Raw genomic sequence first — 23,913 nt, forward strand, 5'->3', positions numbered from 1 at the left:
CGTGACTGTCTCCTTGACGATGTCAACTCTGGTGTTCGAGGTGCTGTGGGAGGCGCTTCGACTGCCGTTGATGCCGGTGTTTCTGGCCGTGGACCAGCATGGAGTGGACGAGGAGGAGCGACGGCGGTACGTGGCGGAGGCCGAGGCCGAAATGGCGCGGTCGCGGTTGGGGACGCTGCGCGAGGTCGAACCGGAGCTGGCGGATCTGCTGGAGATACTGGGCCGGCACGGTCGCGGTCTGGGCTGGCGGGAAATGTCGGGGCAGCGGCGCCGGGCTTATGTGGCGGCGCGCGGGCCGGTGGCGGCCGGCGCGCTCATCGACGGCGAGCAGGTGTCGCTCTCGAGCCTGCATTCCGATCATATGACGACCTGGTTTCTCAACCTTCTGCCGGAGGCGCGGTCCGGAGTCGGCAGCGCCTACTCCATTCCCACGGACGTGTACCAGCGCGGCGTGCAGCTCGCCGTGGACGGGAAGGGCAGTGTGGCGCAGCGAAGTTGGTTGCGCTCGGCCGGTGTTCGGGGCGACCAGGCCAACCAACTGGAGGTGTTGACCCGAACCACGCTCACCACGGCCGCCATCTCGGTGCACCGCGGCAAGTACGGAGAGGCGAAGCTGATCGGCTCGCTGGCCTACACCGACACCACCCAGGGCCGGTATCTGCTGCTGCAACGCCCGGACAACGCGGGGAACAGCTACACGACGATCATCCCGGCGGACACCAGGGTGATCCGCCACCACATCACCGGACTCATGGAGCCTTCGGGCCCGTACTGAGCATGCCGTTTCCGGACTGCGGGCCGGGGATCCGGAGCAGCGGGTCGGGGATGTTGAGGAGCTCGACGGCGCGGCAGCCGGCTTCGTAGCCGAGGGTTCGGTAGGCCTCGAACTGCTCGTCGCTGAACACCTGCTTCGTCGTGGAGTGGTTGGGGAAGCGGCTGTCGCGGGCCCGGAACGCGTGCAGGTCCCAGCTGGACGCGCCGGTCAGCACCGCCCGGGCGTAGACGAGCTTGGCGTCCTCCTGGTCCTTGGAATACCGCACCCGCCCGGCCACCGCGATGTCCGCGCCGAGGCCGGTCTCGTCGGGCAGCACGGGAGCGGGGTCCACCTCGATGTCGGCGCCCAGTTCGGTGCGCGCCAGGGCAATGGCCCGCCCGAGGTCGAGGCCGGCGCCGGTGCGGTCGGCGCTGGCGTCGAAGCAGAGCACGTGCGTGCAGCGCCGGCGCAGCAGCTCCACCAGCCCGAGGTTCTCCCAGTGCCCACCGTCGGTGAGGTAGATGAAGCGGTGCGTGGACCGCGTGCCGCCCAGCGCCTCCCGGAGCACGTACAGCGCGCCCGGCTCGTGCCAGCCGGTGCGGATCGAGGTCATCACCCGGGCCAGCCAGCCGGGCAGCCGGGACAGCGCCGCGTCGGTCCGGCCGGAACCGCGGTGCAGCGGGTTCTTGATCCACACACCGAGCCGGACGTTGGTGAGCGCCATCAGGAAGCGCAGCGGCGGGTAGGTGAACCGGCCCATCAACGGGGAGAGCGCGGCGCCGGACACCGCCATGATCGACGGCAGGGTGAGCTGCGTGCCGGCCAGGCCCGCGCGCTCCTCGTAGTCCGCGGTGCCGCGGTAGCCGAACGGCACGCCGCCGGACCGGTCGTGCTCGAACGTGAACGAGGCCGCGAACCGGCCGACCGGGACCTCGTGCATGGTCAGGTTCACCGCGCAGCAGACGATCAGCTTCGGCAGCCGCCGGCCGTTGCCCTCGAGCTTCGCGCCGACCTCGGAGAAGTACAGTGGCTCGGCGTACCCGATGGGCTCGGCGATGACCTGCTCGCCGCCGCCCGGGCCCGGCCGCCGCGTCCGCCGCAGGGCGAACGCGCTGTTGAGCCGTTCCCGGTAGAACAGGTGCATCGAGTAGCGCCGGTTGTGCACCCACACCGCCATGATCAGCACGACCAGCAGCGCGGCCGCCGGCCCGATCAGGTCGGCCGGGGAGCGCAGGCCGTACCGGATGGCGTGGTCGAGCGCGGAGAGCAGCGGCACCAGCAGCAGCCCCGCGCCGGCGAGCGACGACAGCACCAGCATCAGCCGGCGGGCGCGGAACCGCTGGCTGAGCGCCAGGGCGGTTGCGGCCACGCACAGCAGCACCAGCAGCCAGACCGTCGCGGCGGCCAGCCGCCCGGCCGCCGTGTCGAACGCCATCACCGGATCGGCGAAGAGCCAGGTCAGCAGGGACGTGGACACCGAACCGTAGAGCCCGGCCAGCACCGGCAGGGCCAGCAGGACACCCACCGCCGCGGCGGCCGTCACCAGGTTCGCCGCGATCCCCTCCGAGCGGGTGTTGCCGTAGTCCCCCGGGCGACCGTCATGGAACCGGCGGAACGCCACCAGGACCAGCGCCACCGCCACCGCACCCACGGCCACCAGGAGCAACCCCGCCACCGGCCGGGGTGCGGCGTGCAGCGGCCAGCCGACCAGCCGCCCGGCGATGAACGCGCAGAGCAGGAACGGCAGGTAGTTCAGCACGACGCCGTAGATCAGGCTCAGCCCGAGCCAGACCTTCCCGGTGCGGGCCGGTGCCAGGTAGTCGGTGTGCTGGCGCAGGTAGCGCTCCTCCGGCGAGCCCCGGCTCCACAGCGGGGTGCCGTTGTCGTGCGCCGGGTCGGAGTGCGCGCCGCTGATGGTCAGCGCGCTGGCCACGTAGTTCCCGCCGGACACCGCGGCCAGGTAGGCGGCCCGGTCGAGCACGCCCTTGGCCTGCACCGCCTGCAGGGCACCGAGGTTGAACGCCGCGGACCGGATCCCGCCGCCGGAGAGCGCTATCCCGATCCGGATGCCGGCCGGCGGCGCCTCGACGTACTCGGCCGCCTCGCTGGGCAGCGGCCGGTTGGTCCGGGGTGGCAGCGCCATCATCAACTCCGCTGGAGCGCTTCGGCGTAACCGAGCGAGACGCGGTAGTCCTCGTCCGCCGGGTCGCAGCCGTGCGGGTAGGTGGCCAGGGCCCGGCCCTTGCGCAGGCCCGGAAGTGACCGCTCGTGCAGGAACCGGGTGAACAGCGGGTGGAAGCACAAATGGTCGACATCCTCCTCGGCGGTGAGCACCGAGTCGAACGTGTACTGGAAATGCGCCTTGTTGTAGCGCGCGGTCTGGTCGAACCGGACACCGACCACACCGAGGGTGAACAGCATTGACAGGAAATCGTCGAAATCCACTCCGGTGAGCTTCCGGATTCCCTTTCGGTTGAACATCTTGCGGAGCTCGTTGGCGGGAAAGCAGATCGGCAGTGCGTCGGACAACCGGTTCAGCGCGTCGCTGGCGAACGGGAACGAGGCGCGGTGCGCGGCGAAGACCCCCTTGACGATCAGCCGCTCGGCCGCCCGGGTGCCGATCAGCACCGCGGCCGGGGAGACCGCCCACGGCAGGGAGTCCCGGACCCGGGCGGTGAACACGCTGTTCAGGATCTCGATCAGATGCCGGGGCAGCAGCTGGGTGTGCCGCAGCACGTAGGCCAGCGGATCCTCGGGCCGGCCGAGTCCATTCCGGACGGTCTCGGGTAGGGCCGCGCGCAGCAGCGCGACGGCCGGGTCGGGCTCGTCGAACCGGTCGGCCGCGCGCCGCAGCGCGTCCACCCGGTCCGGGTGGTGCATCTGCAGGAACAGCTGCAGCCGGGTACCGGCCAGGCGAAGCAACTCCTTGGCGGTCCAGTAGATCGTGAGGTAGCTGAGCCTGAAGTCCTTCTCCGGCGCGGCGGAGATCTCGTGGATCTGGTCGAACAGCTCCGACGGCAGGCAGATCTGCAACCCGTACGGGCGGCAGTCCTGGTGGTCCGCGATCACCCGCCCGACCGCGGCGAACATCCCGGCGAGCACGTGGTGCAGCTCGCCGAGCTGCTCGTGCAGGTCCTCCAGGTTGTCCATGACGATCACCAGCGGCTCACCCCGCCCGCGCAGCACGTTCGCCATCGCCTGCCGCACCCGGCCGATCGTGTTCCCGCCGTGCGCCTGCCCCTCGAGCACCTCGCGCAGGCCGACCACGCCGGGGTCGGCGATCCGCCGTTGCAGCTCGGACAGGAACCGTTCCGCCATCCCGGTCGCGTCCTCCGGCCCGGCTCCGGGCGGGCCGAGGTAGTCCCACAGCACCTGCAGATCGTTCGGCGAGTCGCCCGCCGAGGCGTGCCGCCCCGCGTGGTACACCGCCACCTGCTCGAACAGCGCCAGCCAGATCTCCGCGGCCTGCTCCACGAACAGCGGCCCGCGCCCGTTGCGGTACCGGCGGAGCACCGCGGCCATCTCGTGGTAGACCGTCGCGGTCCGCAGCACCTCCGACGGCGGCCCGCCCCGCAAGGTCGAGCTCAACAGAAACGCGGTCTTCCCGGCTCCCTTCCGCCCGACGATGTAGGTCGGCCGCGCCGGTCCCATCGCCCTGGCATAGATCAGGTTGCTCCGGTCGAACAGCCGATCGGCATCATGAACGCCGGCATTCACCACGGTTTCGGTGTCCGGCGGGCCAAAGGGACGCTGCGTGGTCAGTATTCGATCTAGCTCGCGCACTACCTCTCCCTCGACGAGGGGCTCTGTATCAAGACAGAGAGTGCGAGCATTCCACAGATACAAGATCAGGGCACCGGAATTCGCCGATTCACTCTTTTGACGTAACTGGGCAAATCCACAATGGACACGGCTTGATCGGAATTTGCGCTCCGAGCTCGCAACGTGCACTCACGCCTCCCGCCGACCCCGTGCGAGTGAACACCCTTCGCGATCGGCTACCGTGCGGTAACCACCGCACCCCACAGGAGGCCCGCCGCGTGCCACCGGAAGCCGCTGGTCAAACCGGTCAGCTCCCGCTGACCGGGGAGCGGACCGTGCCCGGGATCGTCGAGGAAAATTACTGGTTCCGGCGGCATGAGGCGGCGTACCGGGCGCTGGTGCCGTACTGCGCGGGCGCGGTGGTGCTGGAGGCCGGATGCGGCGAAGGCTACGGGGCGGACCTGCTGGCCGGGGCGGCGCGGCTGGTGTGCGGGCTGGATTACGACGCGTTGACCGCAACGCACGTGGGGAAGGCGTATCCGCGGGTGCGGGCGGTGCGGGGCAACCTGGCGGCGCTGCCGGTGCGGTCGTCCGGTGTGGACGTGGTGGCGAACCTGCAGGTGGTCGAGCATCTGTGGGATCAGGAGGGGTTCCTGCGGGAGTGCCGGCGGGTGCTGCGGCCGGGAGGGCGGCTGCTGGTGACCACGCCGAACCGGATCACGTTCTCGCCGGGGCGGGAGACGCCGCTGAACCCGTTTCACACCAGGGAGTTGTCGGCGGCCGAGCTGGATGAGCTGCTGCGTGGGGCGGGGTTCGAGGTGGAGCTGCTGGCGGGCCTGCACCACGGACCGCGAATCCGCCCGTCGATCATCGACGCGCAGGTCGAGGTGGTGCTCCGCGGAGGGGCGTGGCCCCCTGAGCTCCTCGCCGAGGTCAGCGCGGTGGCCACGGACGACTTCGTGATCACGACCGTGGATCTCGACGCCAGCCTGGATCTGGTCGCGGTGGCGCGCCGATGAACCAGCCGGTCGGGACGTTCTGCCTGGTGTTGCACAGCCATCTGCCGTGGTTGCCGCATCACGGGTCCTGGCCGGTGGGTGAGGAGTGGCTGTACCAGGCGTGGGCGCATTCGTACCTGCCGGTGGTGGAGCTGCTGCAGCGGTTCGCCGACGACGGCCACCGGGATGTGCTGACCCTGGGGGTGACGCCGGTTCTGGCCGCACAGCTGGATGATCCCTATGCGCTGCGGGCGTTCCATGACTGGTTGGGGTTGTGGCGGCTGCGCACGGAGTACGCGGCGGGGCGGTGGCGGGGCGGCGACCCGCTGCTGAGTGAGCTGGCCGCGGCCGAGTACCGGGCGGCGGCGCGGGCGCTGGCGGAGTTCGAGTCGCGGTGGCGGCACGGGTTCTCGCCGGTGCTGCGGTCGCTTGTGGACTCCCGCGTGATCGAGCTGCTCGGCGGGCCGGCCACGCACCCGTTCCAACCGCTGCTGCGCCAGCCGGTTCGGGAGTTCGCGCTGCGGACCGGGTTGGCGGACACCGAGTTGCGCGTCGGGTACCGGCCGGAGGGTATCTGGGCGCCGGAGTGTGGCTTCGCGCCGGGGATGGAGCGGGACTACGCGGCGGCCGGGGTGCGGCGGTTCCTGGTGGACGGTCCGGCGCTGCGCGGCGACACGCACGCGGCGCGGCCGGTCGGCGGGTCGGACGTGGTGTGCTTCGGCCGGGACCTCGAGGTGACGTACCGGGTGTGGTCACCGAAGGCCGGCTACCCGGGAAACGCGGCGTACCGGGACTTCCACACCTACGACCACCCGTCGGGCCTCAAGCCCGCCCGGGTCACCGGCAAGCACGTGCCGCCGGAGCACAAGAAACCCTACGACCCGGGCCTCGCCGCGGCCGCGGTTCGCCGGCACGCCAAGGACTTCGTCGACGTCGTGGTGGCCCGGGTGCGCGATCTCCAGGAACGGCACGGAAAGCCGGGGCTGGTCGTGGCGGCCTACGACACGGAGCTTTTCGGCCACTGGTGGTATGAGGGACCGGCCTGGCTGGAGACCGTGCTGCGCACCCTGCCCGAGGCCGGGGTCCGGGTGACCACGCTGCGCGGGGCGCTGGCCGCCGGGCACCTGGGCACGCCGGTGGAGCTGCCCGCGTCCTCGTGGGGCTCGGGCAAGGACTGGCGAGTGTGGGACGGCGCGCAGGTGTCCGACCTCGTCGACGGCGGCGCCGCGATCCAGGACGAGCTGCTCGCCCTGCCCGCCACGGCGCTGCGGGATCCGGTGCTGGACCAGACCGTGCGCGAGGCCCTGCTGGCGCTGTCCAGCGACTGGGCGTTCATGGTCACCAAGGACTCGGCGGCGGACTACGCGCGGCGGCGGGCGAAGGTGCACGGCGAGCGGTTCGCCGAGCTGGCCGCGCTGGTCCGCGCCGGTGACCGGGACCGCGCGCGTTCCAGGGCCGCGGAACTGCGCGCCGAGGACGGGCCGTTCGGGCACCTCGACGCGCGGGGCATCCCGGCCCTGCGAGGATCACGGTTGCCATGCGTGTCCTGATGCTGTCGTGGGAGTACCCGCCGGTCGTGGTCGGCGGGCTCGGCCGGCACGTGCACGCGCTGGCGAAGCACCTGGCTCAGCAGGGCCACGAGGTGACCGTGCTGTGCCGGCACGACGCCGGTACGGACGCCGCCACGCACCCCACCGCCCGGTCGGTGCACGAGGGCGTCCGGCTGGTGCGGGTGGCCGAGGACCCGACGCATCTGACGTTCGAGAAGGACCTGGTGGCCTGGACCCTCGCCATGGGCCACGCCATGATCCGCGCGGGCCTGGCGCTGCTCCGGAAATGGCGCCCGGACGTGGTGCACGCGCACGACTGGCTGGTGACCCATCCGGCGATCACGCTGGCCGAGCACGCCGGGGTGCCGCTGGTGGCGACCATGCACGCCACCGAGGCCGGCCGGCACAGCGGCTGGCTCTCCCAGCCGCTCAACCAGCAGATCCACTCGGTCGAATGGTGGCTGGCCAACCGCGCCGACGCGCTGATCACCTGCTCGGCCGCGATGCGCGCCGAGGTGGCACACCTGTTCGAGCTCGAGCCGGACGAGATCGCCGTGATCCACAACGGCATCGAGCCGCGTGGCTGGCGCGTCCCCGCCGAGACCGTTCGCGAGACCCGAAGACGGCACAGCCCGCACGGCGAACCACTGATCGTGTTCTTCGGCCGCCTGGAATGGGAGAAGGGCGTCCTCGACCTCGTCACCGCCCTGCCCAGGATCCGCCGCACGCACCCCGGCGCCCGCCTGGTGATGGCCGGCCGCGGCCGCCAGGCCGGCCCGCTGCTGGCGCTGGCGCGCAAGCACCGCCTGGTCCGCGCCATCGACTTCGTCGGCCACCTGCCGGACAAGGACCTGGTCGCCTGCCTCGCCGCCGCCGACGTGGTCGTGCTCCCCAGCCGCTACGAGCCCTTCGGCATCGTGGCTTTGGAGACCGCCGCGGTCGGCGCCCCCTTGGTGGCCGCCACCACCGGCGGCCTCAGCGAGCTGGTGGTCGACGGCGAATCCGGCCTGTCGTTTCCGCCCGGCGACGTCGACGCCCTCGCTCAGGCCGTCCGCGGCGTTCTCGACGACCCGGTCGCCGCCGACCGCCGCGCCCGCCGCGCCAAAGCCCGCCTCCGCGAGGACTTCGACTGGCACAAGATCGCCGCCGCCACCGCCGAGATCTACCGCACCACGGAGCGGGGGGATCACCCCGACCTCGGTCGCCCCAAGATCGCCTCCGGTAACGCTTTCACGACGTGACATTGTTACCATTTCCACGACGATCGGATATCCCAACTTTCCGGTTTGGACACTCCGAGTCCGTCGGCGCCACGGCATCCGCCACCCGGTGATGTGCTACCGTGACGGTCCTCATGACACCGCCGCATTCCACCCCCGAGGTTGACATCGCCCGACCGGCGCTGGCACGAATATACGATTTCGTGCTCGGTGGTGGTCACCATTTTGCCGCCGACCGGGAGGTCGCGAGAAAAATTCTCGACATCATCCCCGGCTACCAGAACTTCGCGCTGGAGAACAGGTCATTTCTTCGCCGGGCAGCTCTGCACATGCTCGACACCGGTATCGACCAGTTCCTCGACCTGGGCTCGGGACTGCTCAGTTTCGGGCCGATTCACGAGATCGTTCACGGCGTGAACCCCGAGTGCCGGGTGGTCTACGTGGACAATGACCCGGTCGTGACGGCCAATGTGGAACTACGCACCAGCGGCGATCCCCGGATCGGGGTGATCCAATCGGATCTGTGCGCCGTGCATGGGATTCTCGAACACCCGGCCACGCGGCGCGTGCTCGACCCGTACCAGCCGCTGGGGGTGTTCGCGGTCGCCGTGCTGCACTGCGTCCCCGACAGCAACAACCTCGTCCGGGTACTGTCCGAATACCACGCCCGGCTCACCGCCGGCAGCATGCTTGCCGCCTCGCACGCCAGCGGCGAGCGCCTCGGCCCGGACCTCACCACCGCGGGCCGCCGAATCCTCGCCGAGGCGGGCATCACCGCCGTCAGCAGAACACGGGAAGAGTTCGCCGCCCTCCTCGGCCCCTGGTGCCCCGACTCGGACGGAGTCGTGGCCCTCAACTGGTGGCGCCCGGACGGCGTCCCGAACGCCCTGTCCAACGTCATGGGCTACGCCGTCATGGCCACCCGTGCGGCCGAGCTCAACGTGCAATGAAGGCGTCCTTCCTCACCGTGGGCGTGAGCAAGGACGCCTTCACCGCACTCCGGACCGCTGAATCAGTTGTGCTGCTCCAGGGTTTTCCGGAGTGCGTCGTTGGCTTTGCGGGACATGTCGGCGATGGCGGTACGGCGTTCGGCGTCGGCGTCGTAGTCGGCTTGGCGGTCGCGGACGACGCGGGCGGGGGCGCCGACGGCGATGGCGTAGTCGGGGATGTCGCCGCGGACGATGGCGTGCGCGCCGATCACCGCGCCGCGGCCGATGCGGGAGCCGCGGAGCACCGAAACCTTGGTGCCGAGCCAGGTGTCCGGGCCGATCCGGACCGGGGCCTTGACGATGCCCTGGTCCTTGATCGGCTGGTGGATGTCGGAGATCACGTGGTCGAAGTCGCAGATGTAGACCCAGTCGGCGACCAGGGCGGCGTCGCCGAGTTCGATGTCGAGGTAGCAGTTGACCACGTTCTGCCGGCCGAACACGGCCTTGTCACCGATGCGCAGCGAGCCCTCGTGGCAGCGGATGGCGTTGCCGTCGCCGATGTGCACCCAGCGGCCGATCTCCATCCGGCCGTAGCCGGGGCGGCAGTGGATCTCCACGTCCTTGCCGAGGAACACCATGCCGCGCAACACGATGTGCGGGTTCGCCAGCCGGAACCTGAGCAGCCGCCAGTACCGCACCAGGTACCACGGCCGCCAGGCGCGGTTGCGGATCACCCAGCGCAGCGACGCCAGGGTGAGGAACCGGGCCTGGGCCGGATCCCGGCGCGACCACCGCGAGCGGCGCCAGCGGTCGGCGACGGGCGAACCCCACATCGTGGTCATGAGGCAAGACCGTAGCCGAGGCGGCTAGCGTCTGGCCCATGACGTCGCTGATCATCGATACCGACCCCGGGGTGGACGACGCGTTCGCGATCGCGCTGGCCTGCGCCAGCCCCGAGGTCGACCTGCTGGCGGTGACCACGGTGTTCGGCAATGCCGCACTCGACACCACGACCCGCAACGCCCTGCGGCTGCTGGCCCTCTGCGGGCGCGACGACGTCCCCGTGGCCCGCGGCGCCGACCGGCCCCTGGTCCACCCGCAGGTGCACGAGGCCGAACTGGTGCACGGCAACGACGGCCTCTCCGGCCGCGCCCACACCCTGCCGGACAGCGGCCGCTCCCCCGTCGAGTCCGACGCGGTCGGTCTGATGGCCGCCCTGCTGCGCGACGCCCCCGAGCCGGTGACGATCGTCCCCATCGGACCGTTGACCAACATCGCCGCCCTGCTCGCCGCCTACCCCAGCCTGCGCTCCCGCATCGCCCGCCTAGTGATCATGGGCGGCGCGCTCTCCGGCGGCAACACCACCGCCGTCGCCGAGTTCAACCTCTGGAGCGACCCCGAAGCCGCCCGCCGCGTCCTCGTCGAGGAACGCCTCCCGACGCTGCTTGTGCCGACCGACCTCACCTTCCGCTGCCGCGTCGACCGCGCCTGGCTCGACCGCCTGTCCGCCGCCGGTCCGCTCGGCGCCACCCTGGTCGGCCTCACCGCCGACTACGTCGCCCACTACACGACGTTCTTCGGCGAGGAATGCACCGTCCTGCATGACGCCATCGCCGTCGCCGAAGCCATCCGCCCGGGCCTGCTCCGCACCACCACCTACCCGGTCGAGGTCGACTGCACCTTCGGCCCCAGCCGCGGCGCCCTCGTCGCCGACCGCCGCACCCCGGAGATCATCGCCACCTTCGGCTCCACCCTGGCCCGCGCCGTCGACATCGCCACCGACACCGACGTCGACGAGGTCCGCGACTTCCTCCTCACCCGCCTGGCCGGCTAGCGCGTGTCTCGAAGGAGGGCGAGGGTGCGGCGGTTGACGGGGAGCTGTCCATGATCAGCGAAATGGGAGCTAGACGCTCATATTCGAGCGTCTAGCTCCCATTCTGGCGATCATGGCCTTCTCACGACCCGCCTACCGAGCCTGGGAACTAACGGCTAGCCGCGGCAGCCCGGACCGCCGGGGCGCCGTCCCGGGGGCAGGGGCCGCGGCGAGCTCGGTGGCCAGCGCCCGGCCGGAGCCGGTCAGCCGGTACAGGTGGCGCGGTGGCCGGCCGGCGGGGACGTCGGCGTCCCAGGTGGTCTCCACCAGGCCCCGGTCGGCCAGCCGCATCAGGATCGGGTACATCGAGCCGGGCCTGATGTCCAACTGCTGGCACAGCTGGTAGCCGTACCGCCATGCGGTCGGCTCCTCGGCCAGTGCCAGGACCACCGCCGTGGTCTGGGCGGAGGGGCGCCGGGAACGGGTCATGCGATAACTCTATATATTCAGATTTAGCGGTGTAGGTGGCGGGCCTGCTGCCTGAGCTTGGCGTGGGTGTCGTGGTAGGCGGAGGCGGCGGGGAGCAGGGCTTTGGGGATCTTGCTGGTGACCGTGTAGATGGGGTTGCAGACCTGGGCGACGGGGGCGAGCGCGGCCTGGGCGACGATCTGGTAGGCGTCGAGGTGGTCGATGCCGTACAGCGCGGACAGCCAGGTGATCATGTCGACCTGGGCCACGCGGTAGGCGTTCTCGAGCGGGCGAGCGGCACCGACGGTCATGAGGTGGGTGTCGGACTCCAGGCGGGGCCAGGGGGTCATGGCGCCGGGGATGAGGTCGACGATGAGCACGGTGTTCATGGCGACTTCGACGCCGGTGCCGCAGGCCTCGCCCTCACCCTGGCGGGCGTGGCCGTCGCCCAGCGAGAACAGCGCGCCTTCGACATTGACACCGAAATAGGCCGTGACCCCGGCGCGCATTTCGGGGGTGTCGAGGTTCCCGCCGTGTGAGTCGGGGACCAGCGCGGAACGGGCCTCGAAGGCGGCGGGGGCGACGCCGACGGTGCCGTGCATGGGATCCATCGGGAAATCGAGGGTGAGGTCGGCGCTCTTGGCGTGATAGGTGACCGTCCTCTTGGCACGGTCGAGCTCGTAGAGCCAGACGACCTCGGGCAGGGCCTCCTGCAGGGTCGCGGTGTAGTGGTCGGAGGTGAGCGCGCCGAAGAACGGGACCGTGGTGGCCGCGCCGACGTCGCGGGCCGGCTCGATGGAGACGAAGTGCAGCGCGAGTGTGTCGCCCGGCTTCGCACCGTCCACAGAGAACGGTCCGGTTTGCGGGTTGAGGAACGGGAACTCGCACACCACCGACACGAGATCGGTTTCGGCGCGGATCTTGCCGGCGTAGCAGTCCTCGGTCCACACCGAAAGCACGTCACCCGGTTTGACCTTGCGCACCGGCGGCACGCCGCCGAACGTCCAGGCGAACTCGCTGGGCTCCGGCCGGTATTCGACCTCGGTCATGCCACACCCTCCTTCTCCGGCTCGGTGGGCTCGGCCAGCGTCGGGGTGCGGCCGGTCAGGAGCAGCACCAGCATGATGACGATGCCGATGCCGAGCCAGATCAGCCCGACGGCCTGGGCGGTGACCTTCGCCTTGATCACCACGTAGCCGAGGATCACCACCCCGCACACCGGAACGACCAGGTGCCGCAGGAAGTCCGAGCTGCGCCGGCGGATCATGTAGTGCACGAACACCGCCACGTGCAGCAGCAGGAACGCGGTGAGCGCGCCGAAGTTCACCAGGGTGGTGAGCAGGGTGATGCCGTAGTCGTCGCGGAGCGTGAAGCCGATCCCCACGACGACCGAGATGATCGCGACGACGAACGTGGCGTACTCCGGCACCCGGTAGGTTTCGTGCACCTTGGCCAGGAACCGCGGCAGCTGGCGGTCCCGGGCCATCGAGTACAGCAGCCGCGAGGTGGCCGCCTGCGCGACCAGGGCGTCGGCGAACCCCCAGGCGATCGCGGTGGCCACGGCGGTGACCACGAACAGCCAGTGCCCGCCGGCGTGCTCGGCCGCGTCGTAGAACGCGGTGCCGCCCGGGTCGCCGTCGGTCAGCAGCTTCTGCCGGTCCGGCACGAGCAGCGCCGCAACCCAGGTCTGGACCACGAACAGCACGGCGACGAGGAACAGCGACGCGATCGTGGCGCGGGCGACCTGATGGCCGGTCTCGCGGTTCTCCTCGGACAGCGTCGAGATCGCGTCGAACCCCAGGAAGCTCAGCGCCGCAAGGGAAACCGCGCCGAAGATCAGCCCGACGGAAAATGTGCCGGAGTCGTAGAGCGGGGTCCAGAAACCGCCGGTGCCCTTGCCGGCGACCAGCGCGGCCACGCCGATCACCAGGAAGATCGCCAGCACGATCAGCTCGGCGACCAGCATGATCCGGTTGGCCCGCGCGGTCAGCTCGATGCCGAAGTAGTTGATCACCGTGTTCAGCACGATGAACCCGACCACCCACAACCACACCGGAACGCCGGACACGAACGAGTGCATCGCGAGCCCGGAGATGATGTAGAGCAGCGACGGGATCAGGATGTAGTCGAGCAGGATCTGCCACCCGGCGATGAACCCCACCGGCGGCGCGATTCCCCGCCCCGCATAGGAGTACACCGACCCGGCGAGCGGGAACGCCTTGGACATCTCGGCGTAGGAGATCGCGGTGAACACCATCCCCACCGCGCCGATCGCGTACGCCAGCACGACCATCCCGCCGGAGGCGTTGAACACGCTGCCGAAGATCCCGAACGGGGCGATCGGCACCATGAAGATCAGCCCGTAGATCAGCAGATCCCAGAACGTGAGCGAGCGCTTGAGCTCCTGGCGGTACCCGAACTGCTCGACATGGACGTCGGACATGGCCGCTCCCGATTGCTCTGCAGGAGGAGAATCCCGGAGATCCAACTGCGCATTAGAGCACCCAGCCGCGGCTGGGCGGAAGGGTCGCGAGTAGGTGGGCGTCAGCACAGGTAGACGTCGACGAGGAGGGCCGCGACGGCGGCGAGCACGGCGTGCCAGGTCGCCCGGCGGGCGGAACCGGCCCCGGCCAGCCCGTACCCGAGCGCCGCCGCGGCCAGCGTGAACACCCCGGATCCGGCGTCCTGGCAGCTGATCGGGAACCACGCGAGCGGGGCGTCGGTGAAGAACTGGTCGCCGTACGCGGCCCGCAGGATCGCGTTCCAGGCGATCACGCCGCCTCCCGCCGTCAGGTTCGCTCCGCCCGGCAGACGAACGCTACCGGGGTGCGCCCGATCCGGGTGACGACCACGGAGGCCTCACCGTCCCCGGCGAGCCTCAGCCGGGGCCGCAGCTTGTTCGGGTCGAGGTCCAGACCACGCACGAGGATCTCCAGGCGGCCGACACCGAGCCGCCGGAGCGTGGCGCGCAGCGATTTCTCCGAGTAGTGGCCATGTTCGAGGACACGGAACGCGCGGATATCCGGTGGTGGAGTGTCGCCGGTGAGATAAGCGATGTGCGGATCGATCTGGCCTAGACCATGCCGGGCGGCATAGTGCCGGACCAACCCGGCCCGCACCACCGCCCCATCCGGGTCGATGATCCACTCACCCGCTCCGCGAACCGGGCAGTCCTCCGGCTCGGCGTCCGTAACCGTCCACTCCGGACCACCAGTGCGCAGCACGGTCGCCCGCCGCCGCACCGTGGCAAGGTTTCCCGTCCACAGGCACGCCTCCCGCACCTGCCCGTCCAGCGAGACGATCTCCACCTCGCCGGCCCACGGCACGTCCGCGAAGTCCACTCCCGGCGCGCACTTCACCGCCAGATCCCGTCCCCGGTACACCTCCGCCAGCGAGTCCAGCGGCGGCAGGAAGTCCACCGGCCGCCACCGCCGGCGCCCCGCCGCGTCCCGGCGCCCCGGGTCGGCGAAGACCGCCGTCCCCCGACTCACCGGCCGCACCGCATCCGCCCGCACCACCGGCACCGCACAGTTGTGCCGAGCCATCGCCAGCCGCACCGGGTCAAGATCAGACCCCAGACACCGCCGCGCCACCGCCCCCAGCGCGATGAGATCAACCCCCACAGAGCACGTCACATCGTGCACATCCCGCCCGGCAAACCGCTCCGCCCGATGCCGCGCCACCACTTCCGGCGTCGCCTGCTGCAGCGCCTCATCAGTGAACAGCCACCGCCCCGGCTCTTCCACCTTCGCCGCCGCCCGCCGCCGCAGCAGCACCGTCTCCAGCACCGCCCCTGCCCGCTCCCCCACCAACTCCCGCGCGGTGCGCACATCGGCCAGATACGACCCGGCCGTCAGCGCCAACCGCCCCACCTCGGCCACCGCCGCGTCACCCTCCGGCGAGCGAAGGTAAGCGACGTCCGCCGGGCTGAACTCGTAACCCACCGCGCCACCCTACGTTCGCCATGTTGGCGCCTCACGCTGCCATGTTGGCGCGTGGCGTCGCCATATTGGCGCGTGGCGCTGGTTTGTTTGCGGCTCACGCACCTCAGTTGTCCACAATCGACCCCGTTATCCACAGATTGCGGAAGAGACGGTCGGCTCGACCCGTCGAAGGCGGAGCCTTGACCCATGGCAGATGGAGACGATTCATTGCACGGCGCCTATCGTCGGCGCGACCTGGCACTCGCCGTCGGCGAACACGGCCTGCGCACAGCACTGCGGGACGGCATGCTGATGCAGCCGTGGCCCGGCGTCGTCGTGCCACGTGCCCGGGCACTTGAGCTGCCCACCCGAGCGGCAGCCGCCCTCCTGTTCGCCGGGGACGGCGCGGTCCTCTCCGGACCAACGGCCGCCTGCCTGTACGGCTGCACCGCAGCCGAAGGCCCGGACATCCACGTGTCCGTCCCGTACTCCCGGTGGGTGCGCCGGCGTCCGGGTCTGGTCGTGCACCACGACCGCTTCTCCGAACGGGACGTCGGCGAGCTGCTGAAGATGTCGGTCGTCGTCCTCGACCTGGTCATCGCGGAACTACTGTGCACGCAGCCGCGACGGCTCGCTCTGGCCTGCGCGGATCAGGCGATCGCGTTGGTCGGGCCCGCGAAGGCCGACCGCTTCATCAGTGCCGTCCAGGAGCGTCTGAACCGGCGCGATGACCGGAGGGGCACGTCGCGCGCCACCGTCCTGCTCAGCCTGGCCACCGGTAAGGCCGAGTCTCCGCCGGAAAGCTGGCTGCGGCTCCTGGTCGCCGACGCCGGCTACCCACTCGGGGTTCCTCAGTACGAGGTGCGGGATCTCGACGGACGGGTCATCTACCGGCTCGATCTGGCCTGGCCGGAACTGCGGATCGCGCTCGAGTACGACGGCTACGAGGCGCACGAGAACCGCGAGTCCGACGACGCCGAACGCGACGCCCGTCTCAAGGCCCGGGGATGGCTCGTGATCCGCACGCGGACCGAGGACATGCGGGATTCGCGGCACCTGCTCGACCGGCTTGCCCAGGCGTTCGCCGCTCGGAAGTACGCGGCCTGACCGCGCAGGAGGCCAACACGGCAACGCCAGGCGCCAACACGGCGACGTCAGGGGCCAACACGGCGACGTCAGGGGCCAACATGGCGGGGCTTGGTGCCGGTGATCATGACGTTGTAGAAGAGGGCGCGCGGGGCGAGGTGGCGGAGGACGTGCTCGTCGAGCCAGGACAGGCGCAGCCACGACTTGTAGGCGAAGAGCTTCCAGCGCAGGCCGAGCTTCTCCGGGGGGACGGCGGCTTCGAAGGTACGGACGGGCCAGCCGAAGAGGGCCGCGGACAGCTCTTCGGTTTTGGCTCGGACACCGACGGCGCCCGCGGTCCGGGCCAGATGTTCGAGGGCGGTCGGGTCGAAGGTGTGGATGTCGACGACGGCTTCGAGGGCGGCGGCGCGGGAGGACTCGTCCAGTTCGGCCTGGGGGCGGCGCCAGGTGCGCAGCGGTTCGAGGCGGGTGACGTTGGTGGTCAGCCACCAGACGGTGCGGCCGAGGTGGCGGGCGTACCAGTCGCCGACTTTCGTTGGCTCGCCGGCGAAGACGAAGCGGCCGCCGGGCTTCAGCACGCGCAGGATCTCGGTGAACGCGGCGGGGAGGTCGGGGATGTGGTGCAGCACGGCGTGGCCCACCACGAGGTCGAAACTGTTGTCCTCGTAGGGGATCCGTTCGGCGTCGGCGACCCGGCCGTCCACGTCGAGGCCGAGCTGGGCGGCGTTGCGCAGCGCGACCCGGACCATGCCCGGCGACAGGTCGGTGACCGAGCCCTTCTTGATCACCCCGCCCTGCATGAGGTTCAGCAGGAAGAAACCGGTGCCACAGCCCAGTTCCATGGCGTGCTCGTACGGCCAGTCCCGCTCCCCGGCCACCGAGCGGAATCGCCCCACGGCGTAGTCGATGCACCGCTCGTCGTAGGAGATCGACCACTTCTCGTCGTAGGAGTCGGCCTCCCAGTCGTGATACAGGACGTTGGCCAGCTTGGGATCCGACCGCGCCGCCTCGACCTCCTCGGCCGTGGCATGCGGGTTCGGAGTTGGATCATCGACCATTGAACACAGCCTTCCCCGGACCGTTCTCGACGAACGACCGCATGCCGGTCTTCTGGTCCTCGGTGGCGAACAGCGCCGCGAACACCTGGCTCTCCAGCTTGAGCCCGTCCGCCAGCGACCCGTTGAGCCCCCCGTCGATCGCCGTCTTCGCCGCGGCCAGCGCCCGCGCCGGCCCGTTCACGAACTGGCGCGCCCAGCGCAGCGCCGCCTCGTACACGTCGTCCGGCGCGACCACCTCGTCCACGATGCCCAGCGACAGCGCCTCTTCAGCGTCGACAAACCGTCCCGTGTAGACGATGTCCTTCGCACGGCTCGGCCCGACCAGCCGGGCCAGCCGCTGCGTGCCGCCCGCACCCGGGATGATGCCGAGCAGGATCTCCGGCTGCCCCACCTTGGCATTGTCCCCGGCCACCCGCCGGTCACAGCACAGCGCCAGCTCCAAGCCGCCGCCCAGCGCGTACCCGGTCACCGCGGCCACGGTCGGCTTCGGGATCTCGGCCACCGCGGTGAACGCGGAGGACAGCGCCCCCGCCCGGGCCGCCATGTCCACATAGGACACGTCAGCCATCTCCTTGATGTCCGCGCCGGCCGCGAACACCTTCTGTCCACCGTAGACAACCACCGCGCGCACGTCGTCCCGCGCCGAAGCCTCCACCGCGGCCGCGCGGATCTCCTCCTGCACCTGCTTGTTGAGCGCGTTCATCGGCGGGCGGTCCAACCGAATGGTGCCGACCCCGCCGTCCACCTCGAGCCGAATGAACTCGCCCGATCCATCACCTCGCAAGCTCGGTGATGGCGGCCCTGCCGCCTCGTCCCTCGGCGGCAGGGCAGTGTTCGATGGTTCGCTCGCAAGCTCGCTCACGTCCCAAACCTCCTCAGCAGCCGACCTGCCAGCGCAGGCTACCCGTCAGTACGACGCCGGGCGAAGTACCGGTCCCCGGACCGCTGCACCACCAGCGCCTGGCCGAACGCCGCGGAGAGGTTCTCGCTGGTCAGCACGTCCTCCAGCAGACCAGCCGCGACCACGCCACCGTCGGCCAGCAGCAGCAGGTGGCTGAACCCGGGCGGGATCTCCTCGACGTGGTGCGTGACCAGCACGGTGGTCGGCGCGTCCGGGTCCAGCGCGAGCTCCGACAGCCGCGCCACCAGGTCCTCCCGCCCGCCGAGGTCCAGCCCCGCCGCCGGCTCGTCGAGCAGCAGCAACTCCGGGTCGGTCATCAGCGCCCGCGCGATCAGCGTGCGCTTGCGCTCCCCCTCCGACAGCGTGCCGAACGCCCGGTCCGCCAGGTGCGCCACGCCAAAGGCCTTCATCAGCTCCGCGGCCCGAGTCGTGTCGGCAGCCTCGTACGCCTCCCGCCACCGCCCGAGCACCGCGTACCCGGCGCTCACCACCAGGTCGCCAACCTTCTCCTCGCCCGGCACCCGGGCCAGCAACGCCGCCGAGCAGAACCCGATCCGGGTGCGCAGCTCGAACACGTCCACCCGCCCGAGCCGCTCGCCGAGCACGTGCACCGAACCCACGGTCGGGTGCAGCTCGGCCGCCGCCAGCCGCAGCAGCGTGGTCTTCCCCGCACCGTTCGCGCCGAGCACCACCCAGCGCTCGTCCACCTCGACCTGCCAGTCCAACCCACTCAGCAGGTGCGTGCGACCACGCCGGACACCGACGCCCGCCATCCGAATGACAAGATCATCCTCAGCTCCGCCCTGGGCCACGGCGCCTATTCAACACGTAACGCCGCCGGCAGCTCCGCGCTGTGCAGGATGCCGAGCCGCTGGGTCGCACGGGTGAGCGCCACGTACAGGTCGGCCGGCTGCTCGATCAGCCCCGGCTCGACCACGATGACCTCGTCGAACTCCAACCCCTTGGCCTCGCGCGGGGTCAGCGACGGAACCTCCAGGCGCACCCCGGCCGGCGCGATCACCGCGACGGTTCCCGCGCGCCGCTCCTCGACCGCCAGCTTCACCGCGAACGCCAGCTTCTCCGCCGGAACCCGCCGCACCCAGGGCTGCTCCCCGGTCCGCCGCGCCGAGACCGGCGGCTCCACCTCCGGCACCACCCGGTGCGCCAGCTCCATGATCTCGGCCGGGGTGCGGTAGTTGACGCTGAGCCGGCGGTGCACCCACCGGTCGTCCACGAACCGGCCGAGCATCCCGCCCCACGACCGGGCGCCGGCCGCGGAGCCGCGCTGCGCCAGGTCGCCGACGACGGTGATGGAACGGCTCGGGCAGCGCCGCATCAGCACCCGCCAGTCCATTTCGGACAGTTCCTGCGCCTCGTCCACGACCACGTGCCCGTAGGTCCACTCCCGGTCGGCCGCGGCCCGCTCGGCCAGCGACCGGTGATCGCGCTCGACGTGCCGCTCGGCCAGCTCCTCGGCGCCGATCACGTCCACCGCGCGGAGCAGCTCCTCGTCCGGATCCTCATCCGTGTCAAGGATCTCCAGCACTCCCTCGGCGTACTCGACGGCCTCCCGCGCGCTGCGGCGCTCCCCGGTGTCGACCGGGCCCAGCAGCTCCGCGGCCTCGTCGAGCAGCGCCACGTCGGACACCGTCCAGGCGTCCCCAGCGGATCGGTACAGCTGGCTGCAGGCCACCACCGCCAGCCGGGACGGCGAGCTGAACAACTCACGCAGCAGGCGCTCCGCGGTCAGCGCCGGCCACAGCGCCTCGATCGCGGCCCGCGCCTGCGGGTTGCGGCGCAGCTCCGCGTGGATGTCCGGCCCGAGCATGTCGTAGAGGTCGGTGTCGGCGCCGGCCCACGGATCCTCGGCCAGCTGGGCCGCGACGTCCGGGTCGAGCACCTTGTACTGGTCCGGGTCGATGGCGTCGACCGCCCGCCGGGTGAGCCCCTCGAGCACCACCTCGGCGAACACGGCCCGAGCCTGGTTGTGCCGCCGGCCGGTCGCCCGGGCCTGCTCACGGGCCTCCGCGGCGAGGTCCCAGTCCAGCGCCACGGTCACGTCCTCGAGCTCGACCGGGATCGGGTCGACGGGTAGTTCCTGGCGGTCCGCGATCGCGTTGGCGAGCACGTCGACCATCACGGTGGAACCCTTGAGCCGCTTGACTTCCGGCAGCTCCTCGGCGGTCGTGGAGAGACCCGGCCAGAGCTCGCCGGGGGTGGCGAACACCACACCGGTCTCGCCCAGCGAGGGCAGCACGTCGCCGACGTAGCGCAGGAACCGGGGATTGGGGCCGATGATCAACACGCCGGACCGGGACAGCTGCTCCCGCTGGTGGTAGAGCAGGTAGGCCACGCGGTGCAGGGCCACCGCGGTCTTGCCGGTGCCCGGCCCGCCCTCGATGACGACCACGCCGGCGTGCCCGAGCCGGATGATCTCGTCCTGCTCGGCCTGGATGGTCGCCACGATGTCGCGCATGGTCTCGTCGCGCGGCGCGGTCAGCGCGGCCAGCAGGGCGGCGTCGGACCCGGGTGCGCCGTGCGCCGATCCCACGTCAAGGACGTCCAGAACATCATCGTGGAAATCGACGATGTGCCGCCCGCTGGTGCGGAAATGGCGGCGCAGCACCAGGCCGTCCGGATTCGCGGAGGTGGCGCAGTAGAACGGGCGGGCAGCCGGGGCGCGCCAGTCCAGCAGCAGCGGCTCGTAATCCGCCTCCTGGTCGAACAGGCCGATCCGGCCGATGTAGGTGCGGCCGTCCTCGCGGTGGTCGATCCGGCCGAAGCACAGCCCGCTCTCCGCCACCTTGAACCGGCTGACCTGCTCGAACAGGGCACGGGACGCGACCTCCCGATGCCAGCGCGCCTCCGGCAGGCTCGACTTGCCGTCCCGGAGCACCCGCTCCAGCTCGGCCGTCGCGGCGTCCCGTTCCGCGTCCAACTTCGCATAGAGAAAATCAATGTGCGCGCTTTCGGCCCGCAGTTCTCCGACCTGCTCCGAGTTTGACAAAATCTCCTCGCCCGTGCTATAATCACCAAACTTAATTCGGCGCGACCACACATTGTGGCCGGTGCCGAATTTCTATTATGACCACATTATCAACGATTTGCCCTGGTGCGCACCCGCCTTGCCCGGTTGCGCAACGCCGGTACCCCCGCACTGGGCCCACCCGATCTACTACAGCACATGGCACAGGGATTCACCGTCAGCACCGGCAGCCTCGCGATCCGCATCGGCGAGCTGCGGTCGCTGGCCAGCGCGGTGGAAGGCGCCGCGACCGCGCTCGGCACCACCTGCGGCAACCTCGGACCCGGCGAGCTCACCGCGGCCGTGCAGGAGGTCTCCGAGCAGTGGTCCGACGGGCTCGGCACGATGCGGGAGAAGATCGACACCATGGCGGACAACGTGTCCGCGGCGGTGGACAACTACGAGCTGATCGAGCAGGGCGGCGCGGAGCGGATGACCGCCCTCGGCGACTCGATCCTCGTCGACCAGACGCTGAAACCGTTGCGCGACACCACCATCGCCCTCTCCACCCAACGCGACGCGCTCAACCGAGCCGGAGGAAAGCCATGACCAGGAGCTTCCCCGCGCTCGGGTTCGACCCCGCCGAGGGCGACCGCGGCGCTGTGGCCACCGTGCTCACCTCGATCCTCCGGGCCGGGCTCCAGCTCAAGGAGGTCAGCACCCGCATGGCCGAGGCGCTGGACGTCTCCGACGACTGGAGCGGCGACGCCGCCGAGAACTTCCACGACTACGGCGACGACCTGCCGCAGGCGTTCGGCACCGGCGCCGAGTCGATGCAGGCGGTCGCCGAGGCGCTGTCCACCTGGAGCGGCCAGCTCGCCGCCAACCAGGCCCGCGCCGACGAGCTCGAGGCCAAGGCAAAGAAGCTCAAGGCACAGCTCAAAGAGGCCGAGGCCGCGATGGACGAAGCGGCGAGCGCCCTCCCGCGCGATACCGGCAACCCGAACTACGCCGAGCGCTACGACGCCTACCGCAGAACCGTCGACACCTGGTCGGCCCTGAACACCGCACTGCAGATGGTGATCGATGACGCCGAGCGACTCAAGGCCAGGCACCTGCGCGAGGCCAACGCGGCGGCGTCGGCCGTTCGTAGCGGCCCGGACGACGCGTTCCAGCCAGAGAACGACGGGTGGTTCGTGCAGGTCGTGGACGGCGTTGCCAAGGTGTCCTCGATCGCCTCCGCGGTCACCGGCGTCGCCGCGGCCGCCCTGGCGATGACTGTCATCGGTGCTCCGGTCGCCGGCGCGCTGGAGACCGCGTCGATCGCCACCGGCGGGGTCGCCCTCGGCGCCGGGGTCGTCCAGCGCGTGGCCAAGTCCAAGAACGCGCCGAGCAACCTCGACATGCTGCTGAACATGGTGCCTGGCCGGACGGTCACCTCCGGTGCAATCGGCGCGGTCAAAGGCGCGGCTCGGCCGGCGATTGGGGCGAGTCGCCTGCGCACCGGCGCCCGCGGCCTGCGCGAAGGCGTCGCCGAGGGGTTCACCTCAGGCGGCTTCCCCGCGTTGGGTCGCGAGTTCCGCGACTTCTACCGGAAGGCGGCGGAGGTCGGCGTCAGGAATGCGCTGAAATCCAAGGCCGCTACCTCCGGCGTGATCCTCGCTCTTACCGAACGGAACCAGCTCCTCGGCAAGGCCTTTGCCGGCTATGTAGACGCCACCACCAAGACCCTTGAAGCCAGCGGGGTCAAGCTCAGCCCCGGCGATCGGCGCGAGCTGGAGGCGATGAAGCTGGCCGGCAACCCGACCCGGGCCCAGCTCGAGAGCGGCGCCGTCACCACCGCCACGAACCTGATCAAAGGCAAGTGACCCATGCTCGTCGCCATGCCCCCGGCCGTGCGCCGGGTTCCGATCGAGACGCCGCAGCTGGCCATCCAGGAGTACGCGGCCATCCTCGCCGAGCTGCGCGACGCCCCGGCCGGCGCGGCGGCGGACCTCGAGGCGGTCGCCACCGAGGCGGTCGAGGCGACCCGGGCGCAGGGCGCGTTCCTGATGGCCGTGGTCACCCCGCCGGACGCGGCGCCCGCGCTGCTCACCGGCTTCGTGCTGGAGGTGCCGGAGAACTGGTCCGGAGATGTCGCGGAGCTGCTGCGGGACTCGCTGGAGAACGTCGGCGGCCCGGACGTGCGGGAGACGATCACGGTCGACACCGCGCTGGGCCCGGCCGTCATCGTGCAGCGCGTCCCCGGCGTGGAACAGGCCCGGGAGCGCCGGCCGCTGACCCTGCAGCTGCAGGCGTTCGTGCCGGAGCCGGGCACCGGGCGGATGCTGCTGCTCACCCTGGCCTGCGCCGCCGCCGACGGCTGGGTCGCCCACCAGCATCTCTTCGCCGAACTGGTGGCGTCCGCGGCGCAACCCGACGTGATCGCCGAGGAGTCGTTCGAGCACCAGACGTATCGGCTGTGATCCTCTTTTGGTAAAGATGTA

The 23,913-nt window shown here is 70.7% G+C and carries 22 protein-coding genes; 10 read left to right on the forward strand and 12 right to left on the reverse strand.

Features of this window, described 5'->3' with window-relative positions:
* Position 1 precedes the first annotated feature (1 nt).
* On the forward strand, positions 2-775 hold the full coding sequence (locus VGR06_RS40510; protein ID WP_327564555.1) for an ESX secretion-associated protein EspG: 774 nt from the start codon (positions 2-4) through the stop codon (positions 773-775).
* On the opposite strand, the gene VGR06_RS40515 is transcribed toward VGR06_RS40510, so the two are convergent.
* Positions 750-2,897 carry a hypothetical protein gene (locus VGR06_RS40515; RefSeq protein ID WP_327564556.1) on the reverse strand — a complete coding sequence of 716 codons (2,148 nt, stop codon included), beginning with the start codon at positions 2,895-2,897 and terminating at the stop codon, positions 750-752. The genes VGR06_RS40510 and VGR06_RS40515 overlap by 26 nt on opposite strands.
* 2 nt (positions 2,898-2,899) lie before the next feature.
* Complete coding sequence (locus VGR06_RS40520; protein WP_327564557.1) at positions 2,900-4,537, reverse strand: P-loop ATPase, Sll1717 family; 1,638 nt, start codon at positions 4,535-4,537, stop codon at positions 2,900-2,902.
* Between the two features lie 257 nt (positions 4,538-4,794).
* Here VGR06_RS40520 and VGR06_RS40525 point away from each other — a divergent pair, with 257 nt between their 5' ends.
* The 4 genes from VGR06_RS40525 (at position 4,795) to VGR06_RS40540 (ending at position 9,234) form a co-directional block, all read left to right on the forward strand.
* Positions 4,795-5,535 (forward strand): class I SAM-dependent methyltransferase, encoded by a 741-nt coding sequence (locus VGR06_RS40525; protein WP_327564558.1) that lies wholly within the window; start codon positions 4,795-4,797, stop codon positions 5,533-5,535.
* Positions 5,532-7,064, forward strand: coding sequence for a glycoside hydrolase family 57 protein (locus VGR06_RS40530; RefSeq protein WP_327564559.1), 1,533 nt, complete (start codon positions 5,532-5,534; stop codon positions 7,062-7,064). Before VGR06_RS40525 ends, VGR06_RS40530 begins: the two co-directional genes overlap by 4 nt.
* Positions 7,052-8,305, forward strand: coding sequence for a glycosyltransferase family 4 protein (locus VGR06_RS40535; protein WP_327564560.1), 1,254 nt, complete (start codon positions 7,052-7,054; stop codon positions 8,303-8,305). Before VGR06_RS40530 ends, VGR06_RS40535 begins: the two co-directional genes overlap by 13 nt.
* A 101-nt stretch (positions 8,306-8,406) precedes the next feature.
* Complete coding sequence (locus VGR06_RS40540; protein WP_327564561.1) at positions 8,407-9,234, forward strand: SAM-dependent methyltransferase; 828 nt, start codon at positions 8,407-8,409, stop codon at positions 9,232-9,234.
* Positions 9,235-9,296: 62 nt separating this feature from the next.
* Here the strand turns inward: VGR06_RS40540 and VGR06_RS40545 are convergent, their stop codons facing one another.
* Positions 9,297-10,055, reverse strand: a complete 759-nt coding sequence (locus tag VGR06_RS40545) for an acyltransferase (RefSeq protein WP_327564562.1) — start codon at positions 10,053-10,055, stop codon at positions 9,297-9,299.
* 38 nt (positions 10,056-10,093) lie between these two features.
* Between VGR06_RS40545 and VGR06_RS40550 the strand changes: the two genes are divergently transcribed.
* The gene (locus VGR06_RS40550) at positions 10,094-11,047 is read left to right on the forward strand and encodes a nucleoside hydrolase (protein ID WP_327564563.1); all 954 of its coding nucleotides are present in this window, start codon (positions 10,094-10,096) and stop codon (positions 11,045-11,047) included.
* 132 nt (positions 11,048-11,179) lie between these two features.
* Here the strand turns inward: VGR06_RS40550 and VGR06_RS40555 are convergent, their stop codons facing one another.
* The 5 genes from VGR06_RS40555 to VGR06_RS40575 form a co-directional block, all read right to left on the reverse strand.
* Positions 11,180-11,515 (reverse strand): PadR family transcriptional regulator, encoded by a 336-nt coding sequence (locus tag VGR06_RS40555; RefSeq protein ID WP_327564564.1) that lies wholly within the window; start codon positions 11,513-11,515, stop codon positions 11,180-11,182.
* Positions 11,516-11,538: 23 nt separating this feature from the next.
* Positions 11,539-12,543: an acetamidase/formamidase family protein gene (locus tag VGR06_RS40560; RefSeq protein WP_327564565.1), complete on the reverse strand. Its 1,005-nt coding sequence runs from the start codon at positions 12,541-12,543 to the stop codon at positions 11,539-11,541.
* Entirely contained in the window at positions 12,540-13,937 is a 1,398-nt protein-coding gene (locus tag VGR06_RS40565) for an APC family permease (RefSeq protein WP_327564566.1), read from the reverse strand. The genes VGR06_RS40560 and VGR06_RS40565 overlap by 4 nt, the downstream gene beginning before the upstream one ends.
* Positions 13,938-14,038: 101 nt before the next feature.
* The gene (locus VGR06_RS40570) at positions 14,039-14,269 is read right to left on the reverse strand and encodes a hypothetical protein (protein WP_327564567.1); all 231 of its coding nucleotides are present in this window, start codon (positions 14,267-14,269) and stop codon (positions 14,039-14,041) included.
* Positions 14,270-14,283: 14 nt separating this feature from the next.
* On the reverse strand, positions 14,284-15,438 hold the full coding sequence (locus tag VGR06_RS40575; RefSeq protein ID WP_327564568.1) for a THUMP-like domain-containing protein: 1,155 nt from the start codon (positions 15,436-15,438) through the stop codon (positions 14,284-14,286).
* Between the two features lie 186 nt (positions 15,439-15,624).
* Between VGR06_RS40575 and VGR06_RS40580 the strand changes: the two genes are divergently transcribed.
* Positions 15,625-16,524 carry a DUF559 domain-containing protein gene (locus VGR06_RS40580; RefSeq protein WP_327564569.1) on the forward strand — a complete coding sequence of 300 codons (900 nt, stop codon included), beginning with the start codon at positions 15,625-15,627 and terminating at the stop codon, positions 16,522-16,524.
* 68 nt (positions 16,525-16,592) lie between these two features.
* Here VGR06_RS40580 and VGR06_RS40585 read toward each other — a convergent pair whose 3' ends face one another.
* The 4 genes from VGR06_RS40585 to VGR06_RS40600 form a co-directional block, all read right to left on the reverse strand.
* Positions 16,593-17,561: a class I SAM-dependent methyltransferase gene (locus VGR06_RS40585; RefSeq protein ID WP_327564570.1), complete on the reverse strand. Its 969-nt coding sequence runs from the start codon at positions 17,559-17,561 to the stop codon at positions 16,593-16,595.
* Positions 17,551-18,345 carry an enoyl-CoA hydratase/isomerase family protein gene (locus VGR06_RS40590; RefSeq protein ID WP_327564571.1) on the reverse strand — a complete coding sequence of 265 codons (795 nt, stop codon included), beginning with the start codon at positions 18,343-18,345 and terminating at the stop codon, positions 17,551-17,553. Before VGR06_RS40590 ends, VGR06_RS40585 begins: the two co-directional genes overlap by 11 nt.
* 116 nt (positions 18,346-18,461) lie before the next feature.
* The gene (locus tag VGR06_RS40595; protein ID WP_327564572.1) at positions 18,462-19,235 is read right to left on the reverse strand and encodes an ABC transporter ATP-binding protein; all 774 of its coding nucleotides are present in this window, start codon (positions 19,233-19,235) and stop codon (positions 18,462-18,464) included.
* 44 nt (positions 19,236-19,279) lie between these two features.
* Positions 19,280-21,469, reverse strand: a complete 2,190-nt coding sequence (locus VGR06_RS40600) for an AAA family ATPase (protein ID WP_327564573.1) — start codon at positions 21,467-21,469, stop codon at positions 19,280-19,282.
* A gap of 177 nt (positions 21,470-21,646) precedes the next feature.
* On the opposite strand from VGR06_RS40600, the gene VGR06_RS40605 reads away from it, so the two are divergent.
* The 3 genes from VGR06_RS40605 to VGR06_RS40615 are packed head-to-tail and all read left to right on the forward strand — an operon-like array spanning position 21,647 to position 23,892.
* Positions 21,647-22,036: a hypothetical protein gene (locus VGR06_RS40605; protein ID WP_327564574.1), complete on the forward strand. Its 390-nt coding sequence runs from the start codon at positions 21,647-21,649 to the stop codon at positions 22,034-22,036.
* A complete protein-coding gene (locus VGR06_RS40610; RefSeq protein ID WP_327564575.1) occupies positions 22,033-23,295 on the forward strand; it encodes a hypothetical protein in 1,263 nt (420 codons plus the stop codon). The genes VGR06_RS40605 and VGR06_RS40610 overlap by 4 nt, the downstream gene beginning before the upstream one ends.
* Before the next feature lie 15 nt (positions 23,296-23,310).
* Positions 23,311-23,892, forward strand: a complete 582-nt coding sequence (locus VGR06_RS40615; protein ID WP_327564576.1) for a hypothetical protein — start codon at positions 23,311-23,313, stop codon at positions 23,890-23,892.
* Positions 23,893-23,913 lie beyond the last annotated feature (21 nt).

Source organism: Actinophytocola sp. (assembly GCF_036002505.1).
Lineage (GTDB): Bacteria > Actinomycetota > Actinomycetes > Mycobacteriales > Pseudonocardiaceae > DASYTH01.